Source organism: Paenibacillus sp. FSL H7-0714 (genome assembly GCF_038003765.1).
GTDB lineage: Bacteria > Bacillota > Bacilli > Paenibacillales > Paenibacillaceae > Paenibacillus_AQ.
Genome location: NZ_JBBOPT010000001.1, coordinates 4,353,742 through 4,377,797 on the forward strand (window position 1 = coordinate 4,353,742; position 24,056 = coordinate 4,377,797).

General features: G+C 44.3%; 14 protein-coding genes. 4 read left to right on the top strand and 10 right to left on the bottom strand.

Translation table 11 applies throughout. The annotated features are described in order from the left end of the window. Positions 1 to 119 precede the first annotated feature (119 nt). The 5 genes from NST34_RS19450 to NST34_RS19470 all read right to left on the bottom strand — a co-directional run bounded on the left by NST34_RS19450 (position 120) and on the right by NST34_RS19470 (position 7,031). Positions 120 to 1,721, bottom strand: coding sequence for a hypothetical protein (locus tag NST34_RS19450; protein ID WP_076300587.1), 1,602 nt, complete (start codon positions 1,719 to 1,721; stop codon positions 120 to 122). Further along, positions 1,714 to 2,427, bottom strand: coding sequence for an ABC transporter ATP-binding protein (locus NST34_RS19455; protein ID WP_076300586.1), 714 nt, complete (start codon positions 2,425 to 2,427; stop codon positions 1,714 to 1,716). The genes NST34_RS19450 and NST34_RS19455 overlap by 8 nt, the downstream gene beginning before the upstream one ends. Positions 2,428 to 2,625: 198 nt before the next feature. Further along, entirely contained in the window at positions 2,626 to 3,405 is a 780-nt protein-coding gene (locus NST34_RS19460) for a sporulation protein (protein WP_076286239.1), read from the bottom strand. A 153-nt stretch (positions 3,406 to 3,558) separates the two neighbouring features. Then, on the bottom strand, positions 3,559 to 5,298 hold the full coding sequence (locus NST34_RS19465; RefSeq protein WP_076300585.1) for an ABC transporter ATP-binding protein: 1,740 nt from the start codon (positions 5,296 to 5,298) through the stop codon (positions 3,559 to 3,561). Beyond that, the gene (locus NST34_RS19470) at positions 5,295 to 7,031 is read right to left on the bottom strand and encodes an ABC transporter ATP-binding protein (RefSeq protein WP_076300584.1); all 1,737 of its coding nucleotides are present in this window, start codon (positions 7,029 to 7,031) and stop codon (positions 5,295 to 5,297) included. The genes NST34_RS19465 and NST34_RS19470 overlap by 4 nt, the downstream gene beginning before the upstream one ends. Before the next feature lie 151 nt (positions 7,032 to 7,182). On the opposite strand from NST34_RS19470, the gene NST34_RS19475 reads away from it, so the two are divergent. The 4 genes from NST34_RS19475 (at position 7,183) to NST34_RS19490 (ending at position 9,720) form a co-directional block, all read left to right on the top strand. Further along, entirely contained in the window at positions 7,183 to 8,052 is an 870-nt protein-coding gene (locus NST34_RS19475) for a LysR family transcriptional regulator (RefSeq protein WP_076286242.1), read from the top strand. A 99-nt stretch (positions 8,053 to 8,151) separates the two neighbouring features. Next, on the top strand, positions 8,152 to 8,700 hold the full coding sequence (locus NST34_RS19480; protein ID WP_341128601.1) for a hypothetical protein: 549 nt from the start codon (positions 8,152 to 8,154) through the stop codon (positions 8,698 to 8,700). Between the two features lie 322 nt (positions 8,701 to 9,022). Next, entirely contained in the window at positions 9,023 to 9,262 is a 240-nt protein-coding gene (locus NST34_RS19485; protein ID WP_149646076.1) for a hypothetical protein, read from the top strand. 29 nt (positions 9,263 to 9,291) lie between these two features. After that, positions 9,292 to 9,720 carry an ROK family protein gene (locus tag NST34_RS19490; RefSeq protein WP_341129574.1) on the top strand — a complete coding sequence of 143 codons (429 nt, stop codon included), beginning with the start codon at positions 9,292 to 9,294 and terminating at the stop codon, positions 9,718 to 9,720. Positions 9,721 to 9,777: 57 nt separating this feature from the next. Here NST34_RS19490 and NST34_RS19495 read toward each other — a convergent pair whose 3' ends face one another. From NST34_RS19495 to NST34_RS19515, 5 genes are all read right to left on the bottom strand, one after another. Further along, a complete protein-coding gene (locus tag NST34_RS19495) occupies positions 9,778 to 13,185 on the bottom strand; it encodes a glycoside hydrolase family 2 protein (protein WP_341128602.1) in 3,408 nt (1,135 codons plus the stop codon). Between the two features lie 132 nt (positions 13,186 to 13,317). Continuing rightward, positions 13,318 to 16,470 carry an alpha-mannosidase gene (locus NST34_RS19500; protein WP_341128603.1) on the bottom strand — a complete coding sequence of 1,051 codons (3,153 nt, stop codon included), beginning with the start codon at positions 16,468 to 16,470 and terminating at the stop codon, positions 13,318 to 13,320. Between the two features lie 37 nt (positions 16,471 to 16,507). Beyond that, positions 16,508 to 18,802 (bottom strand): glycoside hydrolase family 3 N-terminal domain-containing protein, encoded by a 2,295-nt coding sequence (locus tag NST34_RS19505; RefSeq protein ID WP_341128604.1) that lies wholly within the window; start codon positions 18,800 to 18,802, stop codon positions 16,508 to 16,510. Positions 18,803 to 18,829: 27 nt separating this feature from the next. Further along, positions 18,830 to 21,274, bottom strand: a complete 2,445-nt coding sequence (locus NST34_RS19510; RefSeq protein ID WP_341128605.1) for a glycoside hydrolase family 38 N-terminal domain-containing protein — start codon at positions 21,272 to 21,274, stop codon at positions 18,830 to 18,832. A gap of 24 nt (positions 21,275 to 21,298) precedes the next feature. Next, a complete protein-coding gene (locus NST34_RS19515; protein ID WP_340970773.1) occupies positions 21,299 to 24,037 on the bottom strand; it encodes an alpha-mannosidase in 2,739 nt (912 codons plus the stop codon). Positions 24,038 to 24,056: the final 19 nt, after the last annotated feature.

Here is a 24,056-nt window from a genome sequence, read left to right on the forward strand (position 1 = left end):
GATATAATCTTCGAATTATACCAAGGATAGAAGCTATAAACACTGCTAAAATATTGGTAGAGCGCAAAAAAAATAGGGCATCCCACTAGCCGTTACGACTTTTAGGATCCCCCTATGATTTAAAGAGCCCGAAATAAAAGCTCCCCTTTGGATTGAATATATCGATACATCGCACCACAAACCACTATTATTAGTAATCCAATCCCTAACAATACGAGATTGCCATTCAGATCAGATAGCAGCAGACTCATACCAAAAGGAATCAGTAAACTTATAAACCCTATCAACATCGCCACTAAGACGGATGCGCTTTGTTTGACTACCGATACTTCATTTGTCCACTCCAGTTTAGGTAACTTCAAATTAACGAGTACACCAGTCATTGCAGTAAGACAAGCATAAAGGACCGGAATAACCAATAATAGCAAACTTTCCACCCATCCCGTACCTAGGGATATCATAAGGAGCACACTACTTACAACCGCAATCGGCACGGTAATCGTAAGATTCACTGCAATTTTACTTAGCAATATCGTTAATGTCGGCACAGGTGCGCTTTTTAAGATCCAAATATTATTACCTTCGAGCGATATAGAACTGGATGTCGTACAGCTTAAAGTTACAAAAACGGAAACAAACAGTGGAGCCAGTCGATTCAGATAATTTGAAAGCTCTGGTATCTCAACGAGTTGTCCTAGTTGCTCTGCACTAACGAACAGTAAGGTGATCGCCAATACAAGTAACATTACCATGCCTATACTCGTGTTAAGTACATAGATAGAAGAACTAAAATAGCGACGCAGCTCTTTTTTATACAATGTATAAAGCGGTGAGGATACTGCAAGTGATTTCATTTGATATTTATTTTTTGAAAAAGAAGTCGTAAGACCTGTGTGGATCGCTTTATATTTGCTACCAAGCACGATGGTAAACAGCATAAAAGAAATCAGCGAAAACCCAATAAACAATACTAAGGAATCAAACTGAAACGAGCAAACCGCATTTACATACATAAGCGTCAAAGGATACAAGTTGTATATTTGATCAGCAATTTGAGCGCTCATATCCGCAAGTAATTGTGGATTGTTACCATTTATTTGACCTGAACCAACAATTATAGCAATAATTACAACAAAAGTTAGGATGAGCGTTATTATACGACTTCCTTTAAATCTTGAGGAAACCCAGCTGATCAGAGCACCAATAATCGTTGCAGCTATGATCGGCACTAATGGGATAAATAACAGTGTCATCAAAAAATACAAATAATATAGTACGCCGGGATTCACCTTTATAGCATAAACTATGCCTGCAGGTACCATCACCATCAAAGAGAAGAATAGGTTTAACACATAAAGCTGAGCCACCCGACTTGCTACAATATGACTCGTTTTGATTGGCAGCGACATTACGAGATCGTAGTCTTTGGAGCCAAATAATACACCACTAGCCTTATAGATCGTTGTAAAAAATCCGATTAAGCAAGTAACTGCCATCATTATCGCAAGCAGCAGCTCTGGCCGGCCAATCTGTTCAAGGGTCTCTGCTATCATATAGCTATAACCAAATGAAACCACAGCCATCATAACAATTCCAATTAGGATCCCGATGGTCAGCCACAGCATTTTTTGTCTTTCTTTCACATCACGTGTGTGCAAAGCTTTATTTAACCCAAAGGAAGAGATCAGCTGAATCTTCGTCAATCTCCAGATATTAATCATGCTTAATCAACTCCAAAAATACATCTTCAAGGCTGCTGTCACCCTTCACCTCTTCTGTTTTCCCATGCGTAATCAATTCTCCCGCTTTGATAATGGCAATCTTATTACAGAGCTTCTCCGCTACATCCAGTACATGCGTTGAAAAAAAGATCGCACTGCCCTGACTGCAAATCTCCGTCATGATTTTTTTAAGCGTGTGTGCCGCTTTTGGATCAAGTCCCACAAAGGGCTCATCCAGCACTAACAGCTTCGGTTTATGTATCAGTGCTGAGATGATCGCGAGCTTCTGCTTCATACCATGAGAATACGAGGAGATTAAATCCCCCAAATGAGATGTAATCTCAAATTCATCGCCATATTTCTTAATCAACAACTCCCGATCTGCTTTCGATACACTAAAAAGATCACCAATAAAATTCAAGTATTGAATGCCGGTCAGATGATCGTATAGATCTGGATTATCTGGAATATACGCAGTGATCGCTTTGCAGGCTAAAGGATCTTTTTTGATGGAATATCCACCTATTTCGATCTCCCCCTCTTCAAAATCAAGAACACCTACTACTGCCCGAATCGTCGTTGTTTTCCCCGCGCCGTTATGACCGATAAAGCCATAAATATCGCCTTTCTCGACCACTAAGTTCAAGTCATTCACTGCCTTCTTACCGCCCTTATAGCTCTTGGTAAAATGCTTTATTGTCAACATCTTGGCACTCCCTCTCCGTTCGTATTCGTATTAGTAACTTTCATCATGCAATCAATGCCTACCGTTTCATACATTGTTAGGATAGTTTTACTATAGTACGTTTATCCTGTCCATTTAGTTCATTCCTTCATATAAATAAATTTTTCTTTATAAAAACGAAAAAAGAGAGGGGCTCTCCCCTCTCTTTTATAATCCTGTTTATACGTATTTATGGATCGTTGCGAGCAGTTGATCAGCTACATAGTCAACTCCGTAAGCAAGTTGATTGTGATCAAAGCGTATTTTCACAAAGCTCTCATCTGTATCAAGCGCATCGGCGAACAAACCAGCTAAACCACGTGCCTTGCGATCAATCTGTAGGAGCAACTCAATTCCATCCTCATTTGGAAAGAAAACGATTTCTAATTCGTCTAGTTGATTCCGGAACTGTGAGGGGGGAACGAATTCAAATTCTTGAACAAAATCTAACCCATTGATCCTGCCGTAACGCGGTGCATATTCACAAGTCACTTCACGAATTTGGAACCCGAGCTGATTCATCGCATCCAAAATAATAGCACAATATGGATGAGGGCCTACTTGAAGATAATCCTGATCCTTCGGATCAATTGCCTCTTTAATATCAAGTCCGGTTTGAATCCAAACCGGCGATCTACCTAACGTCACTGGCGTTATCGCCGGAAGCTGGAATGAGACAGGAAATTCATAGACCTGCTCCGCCACTACTTTAAATTTACTTGCTAACAGGAATTTGGATACCGTCGCTTCCACTTCCATCTTCTTATCGTTCAGCTCTTTCAAGTAACGCGTCTTAACGAATGCGTAGACGTCATCGACCTCCTGATCCACTCGGCCACCTTGAATTCGAACGGAACCACTGATCGTATCACCTGCGTTCACGAAATCTTGATGGAGCATGAGATCTACTTTTGCCGCTCCAATTCCGGCACTCGCGAGCATTCGTTTAAACATTGACATTGTAATGAATTCCCTCCCTAATATTTGCATATTTAAGGATACGAAGGGAACCATCTGAGGTTTCATTTACGGGACAGTAAATGCCATGCTACTGACAAAAAAGAAGCATCCTCACCCAAAATAGGGTCGAATACTTCTTTTTATTCACAAAGTCTACGCTGAGGCGAACTGACTGTTATATAATCTGGCGTAATATCCACCGCTGGCTAGGAGTTGATCATGCGTACCACTCTCCACAATGTCTCCATCCTTCATGAAAAGAATGAGATCCGACTCCCGAATCGTTGACAATCGGTGGGCAATCACAAAGCTGGTCCGACCAGCGATCATAGTCAGAAAAGCTTTTTGAATCCGTACCTCAGTTAATGTATCAATACTGCTTGTAGCCTCGTCTAAGATGAGCATAGGCGGATCTACAAGCATTACTCGTGCAATGGTAAGCAGCTGCTTCTGTCCTTGGGAGAGATTATCCCCTGAGCCACTGATCTTCGTATCATACCCTTCAGGCAGACGTTTAATGAAGCTATGAGCATTAGCAGCTTTAGCAGCAGCGATGACTTCCTCCTCTGTAGCCCCAGGTTTTCCGTAAGCAATATTATCTCTGATCGTGCCCCCAAAGAGCCAAGTATCCTGCAACACCATCCCAAAATTACGTCGCAGACTGTCACGCGTAATGGTCTTAATATCCACACCATCAATCTTGATGGACCCACGGTCCACATCGTAGAAACGCATGAGCAGGTTTACTAGCGTCGTCTTCCCTGCTCCAGTCTGACCTACAATCGCAACTCGGGTACCGGGCTTCACTTCTAGACTGAAATCGTTAATCAAGGGACGTTCTGGATTATAAGCAAAGGATACTTTTTCGAAGGTAATGGTTCCTTGACTTGTACTCATGATTTTGGCGCCCTTAGAATCAGCGGGTTCTGGTGTTAGATCGAGAATGGCGAAGATCCGCTGCGCAGAGGCAGTTGCCGATTGAAGCTGTGTAATCACACCTGTTATTTCATTAAACGGCTTAGCGAACAAGTTGGAGAAGATCAAGAAACTGGACAGATCCCCTACCGTGAAATGACCCCGAATTACCATAACACTACCGATCATAGCTATAACTGAGAACGTAACGTTATTTACTAGCCGCGTTGTCGGATTGGATAAGGAGCCATAAAATTGTGACTTCACACCGGTCTGATATAATGTCTCGTTTTGTTCTTCAAACTGAGACATTGCACGTTCTTCATAATGATAAGCGGTGACTACTTTTTGCCCACCGATCATTTCCTCCACATAGCCATTGAGACCACCGAGAATCTTCGCCTGCTCTTTAAACATCTTTTGAGATCGCATCGTAATAAATCTGGCCACAAAAAAGGTGGCGGGTGCTGACAGAAGAACTACTAAGGTCATCAGAGGACTGATGTACAACATAAGCACAATTGCCCCTACAATGGTGATGATCCCTGTAAGCAGTGTGGAGAAACCTTGCAGCAGTCCATCAGAGACGGCATCCATATCGTTAACAAACCGGCTGATACTGTCTCCTTGCGGGTGGTTGTCGTGAAATTTTAAAGGCAAAACATTTAATTTATCAAAAAGCTCCCGCCGTAAGTCATATACAGTCCGGTAGGCGATTCGATTCGTCAGATAGGTAAGGAGCCATCCAAAAAAGCTGCCGACAATATATACCGCTGCCAGAATCAAAAGCAGTCTAAGTACGGCGTCAAAATCCACCTCTCCCGGTCCGATCATAAAATCAATGGCTTTACCGATAAGTAGTGGTCCGATTAGACTGGCGATCACACTGAGTAACGCGCATATAACTGCCCCAATAGCTATTTTTCTATAATGTCCTGTATATACAATTAGTCTTTTCCAAATGTTGTTTTTGTTCATTGGCCCGACTCCTCACTCGATAGCTGGGACAGGCAGATTTCTTTGTACACTTCACAACCACGCATCAGCTCCTCATGGGTTCCGATACCGGCGATCCGCCCTTCCTCAAATACCATAATTTTATCCGCTTGCCTTACAGTGCTCACCCTCTGCGAGACAACGAGTACGGTCATTTGCTGGCTGCTCTCTTTGAGCGCTTTACGTAGAGCCGCATCAGTAGCGAAATCTAGCGCACTGGAGGAGTCATCCAGAATTAGAATCGACGGCTTACCTACCACTGCACGAGCTATGGTCAAGCGCTGCTTTTGCCCCCCGGATAAATTAAGTCCGCCACGTGATACCTGAGTATTCAATCCTTCTGGCAATTTACGAATAAACTCTTCCGCCTGAGCAACAGAGGCTGCTTGCATGATTTCTTCCTCGTTTGCGTCTTCCTTACCCCAACGAATATTCTCAGCGATTGTTCCAGTAAACAACACTGCTTTTTGCGGCACAATCCCTATTTTCTCACGAAGCTGATGTAGCTTATAATCTCTGACATTCACTCCATCCACTTTAACTTCACCTTGCACTGCATCATAAAAACGTGGAATTAAGTTCACGAAAGTAGATTTACCAGAACCCGTACTGCCAATCAGCCCCACAGTTTCTCCGCGGTTAATGACTACCGAAATATCCTCTAATGCCAATTCTCCTGTTGTATTATAACCAAACGATACATGATCGAATGATATGGCAGGAGCGGTATGATCAGGTTCAGTCATCACAACATTCCCGTCCTCGGACACGGATGCTTTGACACTCAGCACTTCATTCACACGATTGGCAGAAGATGAGGCTTTTGTAAAAATAATGACCAAGTTGGAGACCACTATAAGTGCCAGCAAGATTTGAGTGACGTAATTGATAAAGGCAATGATCTCACCTTGAGACAATCGCCCCCCATCAATGTGAATTCCACCTACCCATAAAATAGCTATGATCGCCGCGTTTACTACAAGTGTCGTCATAGGTCCAAGTAAAGCGGAAATCCGCGAGACCCGGATCGCTGTAGTGGTTAAATCCTCAGATGAGGCATCAAAACGTTCTTTTTCCGTACGTCTCTTCGCAAAAGCACGAATGACTCGTATCCCCGACAAATTCTCACTAAGAACGAGCGCAAGGGCATCCAGCTTCTGCTGGTATTTTCGATACAAAGGTGCACTTCGAGTGATAATAAAATATAATATAATGCCAAAAATCGGCGTTGCCGCTATTAAAATCAGCGATAATCTAAAATCCAAAATCATGGACATTATGATAGCCCCGATGCAGATAAACGGCGCACGAATAACCAGGCGAATCAGCATAGCCACTGCAATCTGCAGCTGGTTTACGTCATTGGTAATTCTGTTAATCAGCGTAGGCGTACCGAACGTATCCAGCTCAGCGTACGATAAAGATGTAATATGTTTGAACATTTTATTACGAAGCGTCGTGCCGAATCCCTGAGATGCTCGTGCTGCATAGTATTGGCACACCATGGAGCAACCGAAGCCAAGCAGAGACATCAGCACCATCAGGCCACCCATACGGTATACATAAGCACTGTCATGATTTCCTACCCCGTTATTGATGATTAACGCGACAATGGTAGGCAAAATCAGTTCCAGAATCGCTTCCATCAGCTTGAAGATTGGACCGATGATGGCTTCTTTTTTGTACGGTTTTAAATAGACTGCAATTTTAAACAACGTCATCCACACCCAACATAAGAAGTATTTAAGCACTTGAAATATGTATAATAACAGTTATGATTATGGCATATCTACTCACATATTAATAATATTTGATTCGTATCGCTCCCATACGATTAACATATCTCAAGTTCGGAGGATTCTTTTTATGGATATTAGACAGCTTAAATATTTTATGGCTATCGCTGAGGAAGGGCAGATTACTTCTGCAGCCAGAAAGCTGCAAATGGCTCAGCCTCCGCTCAGTCAGCAGCTTAAGCTGCTTGAGGAAGAACTAGGCGTCAAGCTTGTAGATCGAGGTCCGCGCAGTGTACAACTTACCGAAGCAGGAGCCATTTTGCGTGACCGGGCTCAACAAATTCTGGAGCTGGCTGATTCCACTGCCCGGGAGCTCAATGATTTTGTCAAAGGCTTAAAAGGAACTCTTGCCATTGGCACTGTCTCTTCCTCAGGAGCGACCCTGCTCCAAGATCGACTATGTGAGTTTCACAAAACGTATCAAGGCGTTAAATTTGAAATCCATGAAGGGAATACCTTCAGAATCATCGACCTTTTGAACAAGGGCATTGTCGAGATTGGCATTGTCCGGACACCCTTTAATGCTACAAATTTAGAATGTCTTTACACACAAGCTGAGCCTATGATTGCCGTAATGACTCCAGAGTATGACTGGAAAACAGATGAAAACTTCGTTGAGATCGGTGAGTTAAAAGATAAGCCGCTCATTATCTACCGCCGTTTTGAGCAGCTTATCCGGGAAACCTGTCTTGAGAATGGTTTTGATCCGCTAATTTTCTGTATGAATGATGATGCGCGAACAACACTGCTCTGGGCAAATGCTGGTCTCGGCATCGGAATTATCCCCAAATCCGCTTTCGAATTAACGAGCAATCGTAATTTGATCTATAAAGAAATCAGTAGTGAGTCGCTTCGCACGCGGGTCGCCGCCGTCTGGATCAAAGATAAATACTTATCATCACTAGCTTCCAAGTTTATTGAAAGCTTTAAGAATGGTTAAACCAACAGGCATGTTACTATATATGTAGCGATCGCACCGAAGAACTCTATTATTCTGGAATATCAAGGTGAGTACATCGAAATCCCCTTCCTTACTGTGATGCATTATGAGTATCTTGCCATTCTCGGCGAACGCAACGTTCAATTATTCGGAGATTACTTCCCGATTCGCTTCGACTACTTGGATACGATAGAGGGAGACAATTTATCTTGCCAAGTCCATCCTAAGCAATCGTATATTCGAAGTGAATTTAATGAATTTATGGAGCAGCAAGAATCCTATTACATTATGGAGAAGAAAGGAACATCCCATGTCTATTTGGGATTAACGGATACTTGCACCGAAGAAAATTTCTATCAAGCGGTGAAGACAGCGCAGAAAACGGCTATTCCTATCCCATTAAAAGACTATGTAAACGAGTTTGAAGCTGAAAAAGGTGACCTATTCCTCATTCCAACAGGTACAATGCATGCATCAGGAAAAAAAATCTTGTCCTCGAGATTTCATCAACAACATGGTGGTTTACGTTTAAAATCTATGATTTCTTGCGCAAAGGAATGGATGGTAAACCTCGTCCGATTAATATTGATCACGCCTTTCCGAATATTGATTTCTATAAGAAAACAGCGTGGGTGCAGGAGAATTTAATCGCTAAGCCCGTACTATTACAATCCCAAGGTCGCAACGAAATGGTGGAACTTGGTCAACGAGAGGATCTACTTTTCTATGTACACCGATTACATTTAACTGATAAATGGGAAGATCATACGGATCACCAAATGGTCATGTTCAATCTCGTAGAAGGTGAGAATTATATCCTTCGACAATGAATCCGTCTCAGTCGAATTCCGGTATGCGGAGTCCTATATCCTGCCTGCTGCATTCGGTGCCTATCGAGTTGAGAATTTAGGGAGCCAGCCTTGTACGCTCATAAAAACTGGGGTATCCAAATCTTGGGATGTGAGCTTCCTTGAAGACTAAATTCGTTATCGCACTCGACGTTGGCGGGACCTTTATCAAGTCCAGTCTCGTCATGAATGGCTGCTCCATTCAAGCTTCTCAATTCCAAGTCCCTTCGCTTGCAAGTGAGGATGCCAGCACTACGCTCCAGCAATTCATGACGATCATGCAATACCAATATATGTTTGGAACAACATTATCGAACGATTTATCTGCTGCAGTGTTCCACAAGAACGTTTTATCTCTTTAACACTCGGCACAGGGCTGGGCTCTGCTTTCATTGATCAAGGAAAAATCCGAATTGAGGGTGAGGGAGTTCCTGGTAATGGAGAGCTCTATGATAAGCCTTATCGCCATACAATGATCGATGAAGTGTTCTCCCGTCCTGGTATTCTACATGCCGCACAGGAACGTGGATTTTGGATAGAAGGCATGGATGTGAAGGAGCTCGCTGATCTGGCAAGACAGGGAAACCTCGCCTATCAACAAGTATTCGAAGAATTTGGTTCGTGTCTAGCTGAGATGCTTGATCCCTATATCGTGAGCTTTGGAGCACAGCGACTCGTGCTTGGCGGACAAATCGCGAAAAGTTTTGATGTATTTGGACCTGCGCTCGAACAGGGACTACTACCACATCATCTATCTATTTATACATCTGAGCATGTTATAGAGAATACGTTCAAAGGTATTGATCAATTATTCTCATAAAAGACAGAAGGTCGGCTACCCATTATTTGAGTAGCCGACCTTTCACACCTCCATACGCTATTTACCGTACTCTATAATCATTTGAGGATTATTAGTCATTCTGATCGTAGTCATTTGCGAATAACCTGATTCAATACGGATCGGTTCTCCGCAATAATTCCCCCAGCCTAACGCTGGGTAGTACCAGCCTTGATTGATAATAAGCTGTGCTTTGATTTTTGCAGGAATGGTATCATTCAGAATTTCGAATGCCTCGATGACAACTTCCGCTCCCTCGTAATCGACGGGGACTTCAATGGTAATCTTATGGTACGCGAGTGGAAGTTCTCTGCAAGTAAATCGTTGTTGGTACAGTGGCATACCAATATCACTATGTGTACCAATGATATGCTTGGGCTGATCATCTACGTGAACATGCATCGTTCCACCAGTTTTATGTTTCTTATACATGAACTGAACGCCTGTACCGTAAAATGAGAATTCAATGGTAGATCCCGGAGTATTCGAATGCCACACCGTACCTATGATAGCTTTTGAATCTTGTAGGTGCTGCCATTCGCCCTTATAGGTTAATGAATCGGTATCCGCATAACTAACTAATGTAGGCGGTTGATACATATAAGCTATTCGAGCAGCCTCGTTTCCGTTGGATTCTACGCGTAGAGTGGCGTCCGTATCTGCTAGGCCAACAGCATAGAAGTGAATATACTCTCGCATCGTTTGGAAATCATTAGTAACTATTCCTTTAGTAGAATCGTCTTTACGTTCCAAATAATAGTTGCGCATATCGTCTTTCCATTCCCACGCAGGTTGCTCTCCGTAAACATCTGGTTGTTCATCACTAGCTTTACGAACCCGGTTGGCACGGCCGGTAAGTCTCCCTATATGATTCTCAGGATAAACACTGAATCGTCCTGATTTCTGCCATTCCACATAATCGATGTGCTCAGGCATATCGATTGCTACACCAAGTTCTTGTATCTCAAGCTCAAGTTCAACATTGTCCACCGTATAGCGAATTTCAAATTTACCACTTGCGAACAGCTTCTGAACAAATAAAACTTTTATGCCTAGTGTGTAATGACCAGTAGTTGTGACTACAATCTGCTGGTCATTCTCGCAAGTTTCTACATGAATGGAACCTGGAATCCAATTACCAAGCTCGACACCAGTCAAATTCAAATGCGGGCCACCTGTAAGTATGACTCGGTTTTGGAAAGTTACTTGAGAGAGCATCGCTGATTCTTTGCAATATGTGAAAGAAACCATGTTGTTACGAATGAGATATTGCTCATCCGTTTCTTCGACCTTTAATGCTTCATACTGGGCATCACAGAATATGAACTGTCTTGTTGCAATTGGGAGCAGATATTCATCTACGACAATGCCATCCGATGTTTGAAACTGTAAATGTATGCTCTCTCGATCGCTCCAATCTCGTGCTGGAAGTTCGAGTTGCCCACTTGAGTATGGCTTAATATCAGGTCCATAGAAAGACGGTTGAGCAATAATTTGCCCATCCACGTGAATGCTGTAGCAAATGTTCACTTCATTCAGGTTAGTGTGATTGAACCAGTTACTAATTGAGATGACGAGTGGGGCATATCCTGGATTCCCTACGGTGCCTTCCATAATCCGAATTGGGGAGTAGGCTTTCTTAGTCATCCAATATTCAGGCTTTTGTCTGCGCCAGACATCACTCATATTCCCCCATTCTCCGTAACCTGCGGCAGTACCAATTGAATGCTGTTGATGTCGTTCGGGGACACCTTCTGGCAGGAAGAATATATCATCAATATTAGCCCACAATGCACCACCAAGCGCACCATGCGTATTTACAATTTTATCCCACATCTTATATACACTCTCACCCCAGAAGTTGCGTACGTTATTGTCTCGTTCAAGTTCCTCGATGTTATAACAAGCGATATGTGCATATTCATCATGAATAACAGGGGAAGAATAGTTAATTACGATATCTTTCTCAGACACCCCATAAGTGACTAAGTGATAATCCATATCATTTGTATAATCAATATAATGTGCGCTGTAAATATCGGTTGTACTGCCATCCTCAACTAAGAACGGATAACTGAATTTAGTTGGCCGAGTCGTCTCCTCTTGCTGAACGTACTGCAGTTGTCTTCTGAATTTATCCCCTTCCTCATTAGCGCGCCAGCCACTCTCATTAGCTAATGACCATATTATGACGCTAGGATGAGAACGATCACGTTCTATCATTTCTGCTAATTGATTCATATACCATGGTTCGTCATCCCGCCATGGTCCAGGTCCATTTGCATACTGGAAGTTAACGGCTGTTTCTTCCTCTACATACATGCCAAGCTCATCGCACGCCGCAAGAAACTCCTCCGATGGTGGATAGTGGGAGGTTCGTACGTAGTTAACATTTTGCTCTCGTAGCAATATGACATCCTGTATATCCATTTCTGGTGTTGTTGTTCTACCGAGCTTTGGATGGATACTATGGCGGCATGTGCCTCTTAATTTAATTCGTTCTCCATTAATGTAGATTTCTTTCGGATCTGTCCCGTTCTTTCCTGCGAAGCAGATTTGTCGGAATCCAACCTGTACTTCAGCTTGCTCGATCAATTGATGCTCATCGTCAAATAACTTGGCATGTAGGGTGTATAGATAGGGCTGCTCAGCATTCCATTTCTTTGGGTGTTGAATGTTGAAGGATATATCGAGGTGTTGTTGCTCAGGCTCAAAAAAGATAGAGTGCTCTTCAAGTGTTACGAGGGATTGTTGTTGGTCTGTTAGCTCCAATTGAACATAAGCAGCATTAGCTTGATTCAGTTCGGCACCTAATGATACATGCAAAAACGCGTTATTGTAAGCGGTGTCAAATTCAATGTCATAATGAAATCTAGTAAGATGCGTCTTAGGTACTGCAATAAGCTCTATCGATCTTAGAATCCCACCAATATTATGATGAGCGTATTTGCTACCAATTGAAGGGTCCCATATGTCATCGATGAATTCAACGACGATAGTAGTAGCTTGCCCAGCGCGGATCTGATCCGTAATATCACAATCCCATGTCGTAAATCCACCCTGATGATCACGGTTATACAAACCGTTTATCCATACCTTAGCTTTGGAATATATACCATGGAACCTTAGGATTACAAGCTTTCCATCATAATCTTCTGGAATCATAAAAGAAGTTGTGTAGTAGTATGGTGTGTCATTTTCGATATTATAGCCTTGCATAGCAACTTCACCAGGAACAATGATTTCATGCCAATCATAAGAATCGAGGTTTTGTGCCTCAATATGTTCAGTTGAGAGTGGATTCATACTGAAATACCATTGATTCTCAAGACATGTATTGAGACATATCACCGGATCTTTCGTGCCCGAAGTATAGGTAGGCTTCGTAATTATTGTAGGTCTTTTCCATGCTGTCGAATTGTTTAGTACTGATGTTGCCATGATCATGCTAATTCAACCTCCGAGCATAGATTGATGGATGCCTAGCGTCAATATCATTCCAAATTGGACATAGGAAGAGAACGAACCGCAGTCGTCTTCCTATGTCTTTCAGATGCAGGATTCGTCCAATTTTGACGTCTATCCAATCTTAATTTTGATCGTTTTTATTTCATAAGGCGTAAAGGTCAGCTGCCAGCTGTCCATTAACAGGACTTCTTCTTCCAAGGCATTCGATACATACACCGCTTGATGTGGATACGGCCACTTCAGCTCGATCGTCTCACGACCTCCAGCGGATTCGTACATACGAAGAATGATGCCATCGTCATCCTCAGCCCATTTGACCGTCTCCAAGACAACATGCTCACTTGTAAAAGGAAGCAATGAACAACATCGATCCCATACATTCGTGCTCTGTAGCTCTGTAGCATCTACGGTGGATGCTGCAATATAAGCAGGTGGATGATTCAGCTCTGCTGCTGCTCGAAGTGTGTGTCCTTGGCGCCAATCGCCGGCATGTGGATACAGTGCATAGGTGAACTCATGATATCCCTGATCTGCCGATATATCCGGCCATCTTGGCGCACGTAGCAAGGAAAGACGAATCGTACTTCCTTGAGTATCATAACCATACTTACAATCATTCAGCACACTGACACCATAGCTATGCTCAGACACATCAGCGAAGCGATGACCACATACTTCATATTGCGCTTGATCCCAGCTTGTATTGCGATGTGTATTCCGCTCTAAAGCACCGAACGGTATTTCATAAGTGGCTCGACTTGTTACAACATCGAGTGGGAAGCCCACCTTCAGCAGCTTATGAGCTTCCTGCCAATCCACCTTTGTTCTAAACTCAATGCGAGCATGATGATGATATAGAACCATCTCCTGCTCAATCGTGGATTGTCCTATACGCCAACGGAAGCCTATAACATCAGCAACAGCTCCTGAGCTGATTAGCTTCTTCTCTAACAGAAATGCCTCTCCAGCAGACTGTTGCTCATAGCGCGGATCAATGTCCCACGCATCCCATAGCGTCGGACGATCATGGAAGAAATGGAACTGATTCGCCCGCTCTCCCGCCTTCACGATTTCACGATTCGCTTGTTTATCGTATAAGCTTATGATTTCTCCTTGTTCATTGAAGCGTATACGATAGTAGGCTGTCTCCCACTCATCAAGCAGCTTTGGTAATACTTTCGGCGATTCTGGCACTGCAGCTACTTCATTTTCACGTACTAGAATCGTATTGTAGCCCATTGCTGGAACATTCGGTACGCGAATTCGAAGGATCTTGGTCGTTCCATGGCTACTAACTTCATAATCCAATGATTCACCATCCGTAGTCACGATCGTTAAGCGATTCCATTCAATATTCGTAACACCTTGATCGATAAGATCCTGGGTAGTCAGCTCTAATACACAATCACGGCTCCAGCCCATACTATTTAATACAAGGAACGGTGTTCCTTCCATCGTCCCTTCGATCTGAACATGAGATGCAATGGCTGCCATCCCGATCTCTAAGCTTGTCTTCCCGCGCTGGAATACTTCCTCATACTCTCTCATCGATGTCTCATACGTTTCTGTAATGGCAGAACCCGGAATAATGTCGTGGAACTGATTTAATAAAATCAACTTCCATCCCTCATGTAAATCATGCTGTAACGTCTTTGCTTGTTCTGAGCTCAGCGATGATCGGGCCAACGTAGACCATAACTCTGCTTCACGATACAGAACCTCAGCCTTCCGATTATTACGTTTGTTACGCCCATGTGTCGTATACGTACCTCGATGTAATTCAAGATACAGGTCACCGTACCAGCTCGGTAAATTTGGATTTGCTTCGGAAATACCCGTGAAGAATGCCTCCGCGCTACTAAATTGAGATGAGGGCTGACCGATCATGAGATCCGAGCGATGAATATATTCGAGCATCTCACGCGTGACACCACCACCGCCATCCCCATGCCCATACAATAACATTTGTTCCGGATGCTTAGCTTTCTCTTTATAAGATTGCCAATGTTCATGAACATCCTTCGGCTGCGTATCCTCGTTCACCCCATGATTGCAAAACGATAGCATTGACGTTCCATCAATGCCTACCCAATAAAACAAGTCATACGGAAATGGGTTCGTATCATTCCAATTCAGCTTTGTCGTCATGAAGTAACGCATGCCACCATGCTTCAAAATTTGCGGTAATGATGCACAGTAGCCAAAGGTATCCGGTAACCATTCTATAAAGGATCGCTTTCCAAATTCCTGCTGATAAAATCGTTGACCGTAGAGCATTTGCCGCATCAATGATTCACCACTTGGTATATTGAGATCCGGCTCCACCCACATGCCACCGACAAGCTCCCAGCGGCCTTCACGAATTCGTTCTTTTACACGCTCATATAACACTGGATCATTCAACTTCAAATACTCGAAGAGCAACGGCTGACTCTGTGCATACCGATATTCAGGAAATTCATCCATTAAAGCATTTACAGTTGAGAACGTCCGACTCGTCTTACGCACTGTCTCACGACATGGCCACAGCCATGCAATATCAATATGAGATTGTCCTACCATATGGATGACACCTTCGCTATTGCCACCGATCTGTCTTATTTGTTCGACAAGGTGGTGTTCAATTGAAGCTGCGGCACCGCCTGCAATCTTCTCTTGTGATAGCAAAGTAAATGCATCCATAGCTGTATATAGAGCTTCCATCACGCGAGTACGACGAAAATCTGACGCTGGTAGCAATTCCGCAGCATTCATAATGACGCTCACAGAATACATCAACGACTGCACTGTTGTGTTCACATAGACTAGCGTGCTATGAATCTTGCGAATGGGTGCATGAATGGTTGCTTGCTGATTTAAGGGATCCACAGGCTCCGGTACAGCATCAAACAGTTCAATCTCCACTTCGATTTGTTTGCCAACCCGATCAGGTAATTTTACAAATGGGTGATTTCGATCCAACCCTTGAAAGGACTGTCCGTTAATACGAAGCAGCCCTTCCCCACCTGATCCAGAGGTAAAATATAACCCTACTGCATCCTCAGGCCATTCGTTCGGAATGGCTAACGTCGTACGCAGCATATACGTTGTACCTTGTTTGCTTGGGAATAAATCAAAGGCTTCGCTTCCTACAAAAGCGCGTTCCTCCGAATATTTACCCGGTAAAATATATTCTGTTGATTGTACGTCCCAGTCTTTAATGGGGATCGATTCGAGCCACTGTCGTTCAGATAACTCTCGAATGAACCGTTGTATTCTAATCATTAATAATCCCCCTGATCGTTCGTCCGCTTCATCGCACTCATTGTACAACCTGTAAATCGATGGACAATGTTTGCTCTACATTCGAGCCCGTATAAAGTTCAAATCGACCCGGCTCGACGATCCACGTTAAATCTGCTGAGACAAATTGCAGCTCCTGTGATGAAATAGTAAAGTGAACGGTACGCTTCTCCCCAGGCTCCAAATAAATTTTACAAAAGCCCTTCAGCTCCTTATCCGGGCGTGATATCGAACTAACACAGTCCTTGATGTACAATTGCACGACCTCGTGTCCAGCCATATCACCCGTATTCATCACATCCACTGAAACCGTACACGTACCATCAACAGAAATACTTGGTTGATTCAATTGTATATTGTCATAGTGAAAGCTCGTGTAGCTAAGCCCATACCCAAATACATACTGCGGATGGAAATCCGTCTCTAAATATCGATGCCCACGCGAACGCTTCTTATTATAGTACACAGGTAATTGTCCCAGATGCTTCGGAATGGATAGCGTTAATCTTCCTGATGGGTTGTAGTCACCAAACAGGATATCCGCAATCGCATGACCGCCCTCTTGCCCTGGGTACCATGCCTCCACAATCGCATCAGCATGCTCATCAATCCATGGCTCAACAATTGGGCGACCATTGATATACACAACAATCAGCTTCTTGCCTAAACTGTGAAGCTCCTGCAACAGCTCGAGCTGTACTCCACATAAATTCAGTTGGGCACGATCAAAGCCTTCTCCACAATCCATATCACTTAGCATAAACGTATCGGTAATGACCGCAGCCCCAGTCTTCAAATCAATCGTACCTTCTCCAAAATCACGTGCACTCGATCCGCCTACAACAGCAATAATTGTCTCTGCTGAAGCCGCAGCTGCGATCGCCGCTTCGAATCCTTCCCGAGATGGGTCCTTCACTCGACAGCCTGGTGCATACACAACCTCACTAAAGCCTGAACACTTCGCGCGAACGCCATCCAACACGGTAACAATCTGCTCCCGCTCCTGCGGTGACGTATAATCGCCTAACTGGTTATACATATTGTTCGCGTTCGGTCCAATCACGGCGATCTTGCCACGGGATGGAGATAACGGTAATGCCTGTTCCTTATTCTTCAGTAACACAATGCCTTCGCGTGCAGCTTGCCGAGCCAATTCTCGATGAGAGGATTGACCAATAACCTGCTCTGCCAACGCTGGATTCACATAAGGACGTTCGAATAATCCTAATTCAAATTTCAAGCGCAAGATTCGCTCCACCGCAAGATCTAGATCTGACACCGCGATCAATTGCTGATCAAGAGCAGATTGTAGATATTGGCCAAAGGTCTCACCGGACATCTCCATATCTACGCCCGCTTTCAATGCTAGGCTGGCCGCTTCCTCTTCCGTCTCACAGATTTGATGACCATGTCTGAGCTGGCTCATCGCTCCACAATCCGTGATGACGAAGCCGTCAAAGCCCCACTTGTCACGTAAAATATGCGTCAACAGCTCTTTACTAGACGTACAAGGTACCCCATCAATTTCGTTATAGGCCGTCATAATGGATTTGGCTCCTGCCGCAACCGCACGCTGAAAAGGAAGTAAATCCTTCTCCATCAGCTCACGCATGCCCATACGTACGGTATCCGCATTACGCCCACCATCTGGACTACCATAAGCTACAAAATGCTTCAAGGTTGCAAGAATGGTATGATCCGTATTTAACGAATCCCCTTGCAACCCTTTCACCGCAGCTATTGCCATTTCACTAATCAAATAAGGATCTTCACCAAAGCATTCCTCTGTCCGCCCCCATCGCGGATCACGTGTCACGTCCAATACAGGAGAATAGGTAGCTGCTCCCCCTTGTGCACGAGTCTCTACCGCTACAGCTTGACAAACCTGTCGGAACAACTCTGTATTCCAGCTACTTCCTATGGTCAGTGGTACAGGGAACACCGTGTTCCCTATGGCCATATGTCCATGGGAGCATTCCTCACCAAATAGAATTGGAATGCCCAGTCGCGTATGCTCCATTGCATATCGCTGAATAAGATTAGTAACCTCGGCCCCTTCACGCAGGGACAAGCCTGTTTCAAGTGTAACCTCTGTCCATGGATCTGCTCGAAGCACACCATATAGTGAACCGACTCCACCATTCGCAATTGCGTCTTTAAATGTATCCGTGAGCTGAACATCTCCGTCGCCTTTTACATATGTCTTCCAGCCAAAAGGCTGGAGAAGCTGTCCAAGCTTCTCCTCCAGCGTCATTTGGGCCAACAAATCTGCAACACGCTCAGCAATAGATAACGAAGGGTTTTTATATTTCATTCGATATATACCTCCAGTTTTGTTGAGCTAGTGTTGACGCCAAGCTAGAATGCCAGCATTCATTCCACGGCATGCATCCATGGAAGCATCCGGTTTGCTATAGTTCTCGCCCCAAGTGATGAAATATCTAAATTCATAGAAACCACCCAATGTCGCAGAGAAATTAGTTTCCCAATAGTTATTCATCACCCAAGCGTACAAATGAGCTGGATCCTGCTCTAGCTTCTCATCACCGTTAAGCAATCGATACCCATGTTCTAGCGAACCTAGCTGAATTAATGGCGTATCTGGCATCGCGATCACAACGCCTTGCGATTCGGAAACATATACAGCTCCTTCTCCAACCGCTGTGTAATCTGCTAAGCTGCCTGGTAGTTGATCCTTCCGCATCCGTGTCAACGCATCCATCTTATCCACCCATAAGTCATACTTATCCGTTGATAATGAGCCACCAAAAGGAAGTGAAACATATAAGTTTTCAGGCTTCCATACGCTCTCTTTATGCATACGTACGGCCACATCCACACGTGGACGATCCGCGTATACTGTTAAGAACAAGGAATAATGCTCACAGCCATCCACCTTATAGGTCAATTGAATAATGCCATACACCGGACCTTGCGTAATGAGCTCCGCACTAATTAACTCGCCCGTTGAAACGATCGCATCCGGTCCCTTCCGATTACGGCCCATCAGACGACGCACCTCGGTCATTTCTCCAACCTTCGTTGCAGGTGTAACATCATAGACTGGCGTAAAAGCTGCGTGCTGGCGATCAGCTCGAAGTAGCTCTTTTCCTGTCGTTTTATCGACCCACGAGGTGATCCCTTCGCCCTTTTTCCACGTGATGTGTACAAATGGAGTTTCTACATAGGAAGATGTCATGCGGAAATTCTTCACATCATGCGTAACATCCAGATCCATCACGCGATCGGATGCTAAATAATCGTTCATAAAAGCGGTTCCGATACTTGGTTTCACGGCGAGGATCTGAAGTACTCTCTCTTCACTTGGCTGCAATGTTACCGGAATCGTTACGATCACACCTCGAGATGCCAGACGAAGCTGTGCTGGAATGACCTCATTCGTCGTAATATCACGCACCTCGAAGCCATTCTTGATCTCATCGTGATACCATCCTTCGAGAATGAGATGCGCATAATCTTCTTGTACGAAATGATATGGATTATGAATTTTAAACTTCATAGGGCGCCCAGGAGCAAGTAATGCATCGCCCTTCGCCTCAAGAATGTCATACAACGCACGATGCGCAATCGTACTTGCATTGGCAGCAAAAGCTTCTTTCCGCAAGCCTAATTCCTGAACGAACGGATTCCAAGGCTCGGAAATGGATGAATGATAGCCCCATGTATGCTCAGCAAACATCGTTAACTGATATTCCATCTCCTTCATCGTCTCCGATGTAACGATTTCACAGTTCGGATCCAGCCTTCTAACCTTTTGATATACACGTTGTGCTTCACGGAATACTTGTACATGCTTCGGTGTTGAACCTACGCCATCCGTCCACCAGTCTGGCCAATCTCCACGATACACAGGAATATCTTCCGCATGCTGCTGTGCATGAGCACGAACTTCATCGAAGAAATCATCTAAAGTTGCCATCTGAATCTCAATATTTTCGCCGTGCTTCGCATTCCATTGACGAATGAAGGTCATCGTTTCCGCATTCGGTGGATTGTTATCCGTTGGTAGCCCTGAGAACATAGCCGGGAAGAAGTTAAAGGCATAGCCATCCTCTTGCAAACGCTCAATGTAGCGAAGTATACGCTGTTCAGCAATCTCGAATGTAGCGCCATGACTCATATCAAATTCATCTTTGATCGTATATTTCCCGCCCATACCAGGTACAAGCCCCAGATCATTACCGAATACATAATGCTCCCCACTCCAGGTCAGCAAGCGATCACCGGAAGGCATTTCCCACCAGAAAGGCTGCTGCTTCTTCCAGCAAGGAAACATTCCGTGATGGGTATGAATGCAGGTAGATAAATTATGAATACCGGCATCTAACAATGCCTGACCATACCCCCAGCTGAAGCCGTTAATGTCTGCAGTCATCGCTGATGTAATTGGAGCTTCAATGGAATATCCAAAATCTCGTACACGGGCAATCATCGATGTGAACAAATCTTTGCCGATTAATTCCGTCATATTCAAGTACGTACCGGACAAGCCGATATCACCACGCTTAACTCCGGCTACGAACTCTTCCTTTTCTTGCTCCGTTGCCCGACTCAGGAAGGTTTCGATAGGCCAAAACGTTTCACATACCCACTTAAACCCCTCCCATTCAGGTCGACGACCGGATTGAATTTCACGCAAAATGTGAAGCACCTGCCGGATAAAGTCTACATGATATTGTTGGATCTTCTCCTGACGCTCTGTGTAGCCGATATCGGTATGGGAATGATGAATTGCATAAATTTTCCAAGGTTTTGTGTTAGTCATCTTTTATTCTCCTCTACTTGATGCTCATATCGATTTATTAAGAACAACAGTTACGATCTCGGCCGCCTTTACTTCAAGCTGGATGACAGCGTTTGAATCGGCCGTAAGCGCTTCCTCATGTGATTCGAGTATATTACTTTTATACGCCTGACTATAGTTCATACGAGGTTCGAAGGCTAAAGTCGTTGGTGAAGTGGTCATGTTGAACCAACGAATCGCAAGATCACCCGTTGCTTCAGCTACCTTCACGGAAGAGAGCTGCATGTCATTTCCACTCGCCTGCAACCATTGATGTTTCGGCTGAAGACTACCATTATGAATATCTGTCGATACAGTCATCCATGGTATTTGATATTGATAGGCAAGCGCATACGCTTCTTCAGCTACCGCAGAACCATGTGGAATAATCATGAGCTCCGCCTGAGCAGGACCTAGACATTGTGCTTCTGGTGTGTAGAAGACGCCCCAATCTCCAAGCTCACCTGTGCAGCGTAGCAATGTAACGGCAATCGTATTCCGTCCATCACGTAACACTTCGTATTCATTTAACCCTTTATTAGCGATGGTTAAGCCCGTCACGTCGTCCTTCACACTAACGAACGCTTGCTGATGTTGACTATTGTCTGGGTTCGTCCACTCACTCGAAGGTTCTGTGCTTCGTGTTGCGATCTCAAACATCGAATCCGCCTGATGCACATCGCTGACGAGATCCGTTGGGAACAGCATTCTGATGCGATGATCCTTCGCTTGATTATTGAAGGAGCTCTTCACTTGAAGTCCCTTACTATATTTCTCAAGCGTTACAGTCGTTGTTATATGGAGCTTCACGGTTTCGGCTGAACGTCCAGCCTGACGACTCGGGAACCACACGATGCCTTGCTGCTCTGCTGCGAGCAATTCATCCGCACTTACTGGAATGTCCCAATCATGAACGATTTGTACCGTACATGCGTATGGCTGATCGGATACGATAGAAATATCAGCTATAAGCGCTTCTGTCGTCAATACGTTCGTATTCTTCGGCTGACAATACATGTATTCATTTCCGATATCGCCGCTATTCTCATAAATACCGAGACCGCGATATACTTTACCATTTGCCTTATCCGTTAATGTGATCGAGCCATTATCTTCAATCCGTGCAGCAATAAACTCATTCTCTAGCGTCCGTTCATGAAGTAGCGAGCTTTCCTTTATTTCAGAATGTGGTCTCTCTACTACATCCTTCATCCAGGCATAAACTTGATGACCATTTGCAGGAACTGCTTCGACATGAAGCTCTAATCGAACACGTCGTGAGAAATACGGCTGACGAAATTTATCATCAGGCAAGTCATAACCGAAGTGGAGCCCCAGATCGGTTAGCTGATATTCTAGCTGACGCCCACCATGATCAATCACGCGATGAGGATGAATCTCGTGCGATGTCATCTGATTACGCATCTTCTCGATCGTTTCGCCTTCCCGGAAATAGATACGAGCAATATCCAGCTCCACCGTAACTACCCCACTGCGGTCATGGCCTGTCGTATTAAACACAATGAATGGACATGCGTGATCCCCGTATTCGGCGAAGCATGATGTATCCACATGATTTGCGATCGTCTCCATACTGTTCTGTACAATAGATTCTGTAACGTGACGGCTCTTGTCGAATCGCGTTACCATCTCACGATGTACCTCATCCACACTACAGCCACAAATACTATCATGCGGATGATTCTGCATGAGCGTCTTCCATGCATAAGTGAATAAGTGATGTGGATACGCATGTCCCAACTGATGAGCATAAGCAGATAACGGCTCAGCAACTTTCTCAAGCAAAGTCTGACCCTGCTGATTCATTTGCTTCAAATATATACGGGAGGAAGCCGTATTCACTAATGTTCCCCATCCATCTGTTCGCTGACTTCTAAGCTCCCCTTGGACGGTTGATAATTCACAATCTAGTGAACGATGCAGTGCATTCAAATAATCGTTAAAATTGGAGTGAATAAACTCCGTATCGGGATAGAGCTCGCGTGCTGTCCGAATGGCTTCCGGCAAGTCCAGCTGAGCTGGCTGATGATCACAGCCGTTCATATACAGTAGCTCGCTCGTCGATGCATATTTCTCCGCATCCGCTAGCTTTCGATCCCAATATGCCTTGGCTTCTACCGGATCTACTGGGACTTCATTTCCATTCGAGTACCAATTCGCAAATAGAATACCGAGTACCTTGGAGCCATCTGGGCCTTCCCAGATCAATTCGGAGTAAGACGATTCATAATCTCCATCCGATACCTCATTGTTGAAGCCCGTCGGCTTCACACCACGACCGAAGAAGGCGTTCTGAATACCTGACTGCTGCATCAGCTGTGGTGTCTGTCCACACAACCCGAAGGTATCAGGAAAGTATCCAATTTTGGATACTTCCCCATACTTCAGTGCATCTTGATGACCGATCTGCATATTTCTTACATTGGCTTCACTACTGGTGAGGAACGCATCCTGCAATATATACCATGGACCAATAAGGATTCGACCATTTTGAATATGACGCAACAGCCGCTCCTTCTGATCCGGTCTAACTTGAAGATAATCCTCGAGAATGATCGTCTGCCCATCCATGAAAAAGCTACGAAATTCTGACTCCTCGTCCAACCGATCTAGCAAACTATCTACCAATTGAACGAGACGAACATGATGCTTCTCATAGGGTAAATACCATTCACGATCCCAGTGCGAATGGGAAACGATATGTGCCGTTCTTTTCTTCGTCATGCCATTGCTCCCCCTTTCA

What these genes read in the sequence shown, in the direction of transcription:
- NST34_RS19450 (WP_076300587.1), bottom strand. Translation starts at nt 1,721, where the DNA reads ATGATTAATATCTGGAGATTGACGAAGATTCAGCTGATCTCTTCCTTT.
- NST34_RS19455 (WP_076300586.1), bottom strand. Translation starts at nt 2,427, where the DNA reads ATGTTGACAATAAAGCATTTTACCAAGAGCTATAAGGGCGGTAAGAAG.
- NST34_RS19460 (WP_076286239.1), bottom strand. Translation starts at nt 3,405, where the DNA reads ATGTCAATGTTTAAACGAATGCTCGCGAGTGCCGGAATTGGAGCGGCA.
- NST34_RS19465 (WP_076300585.1), bottom strand. Translation starts at nt 5,298, where the DNA reads ATGAACAAAAACAACATTTGGAAAAGACTAATTGTATATACAGGACAT.
- NST34_RS19475 (WP_076286242.1), top strand. Translation starts at nt 7,183, where the DNA reads ATGGATATTAGACAGCTTAAATATTTTATGGCTATCGCTGAGGAAGGG.
- NST34_RS19480 (WP_341128601.1), top strand. Translation starts at nt 8,152, where the DNA reads ATGCATTATGAGTATCTTGCCATTCTCGGCGAACGCAACGTTCAATTA.
- NST34_RS19495 (WP_341128602.1), bottom strand. Translation starts at nt 13,185, where the DNA reads ATGATCATGGCAACATCAGTACTAAACAATTCGACAGCATGGAAAAGA.
- NST34_RS19500 (WP_341128603.1), bottom strand. Translation starts at nt 16,470, where the DNA reads ATGATTAGAATACAACGGTTCATTCGAGAGTTATCTGAACGACAGTGG.
- NST34_RS19505 (WP_341128604.1), bottom strand. Translation starts at nt 18,802, where the DNA reads ATGAAATATAAAAACCCTTCGTTATCTATTGCTGAGCGTGTTGCAGAT.
- NST34_RS19510 (WP_341128605.1), bottom strand. Translation starts at nt 21,274, where the DNA reads ATGACTAACACAAAACCTTGGAAAATTTATGCAATTCATCATTCCCAT.
- NST34_RS19515 (WP_340970773.1), bottom strand. Translation starts at nt 24,037, where the DNA reads ATGACGAAGAAAAGAACGGCACATATCGTTTCCCATTCGCACTGGGAT.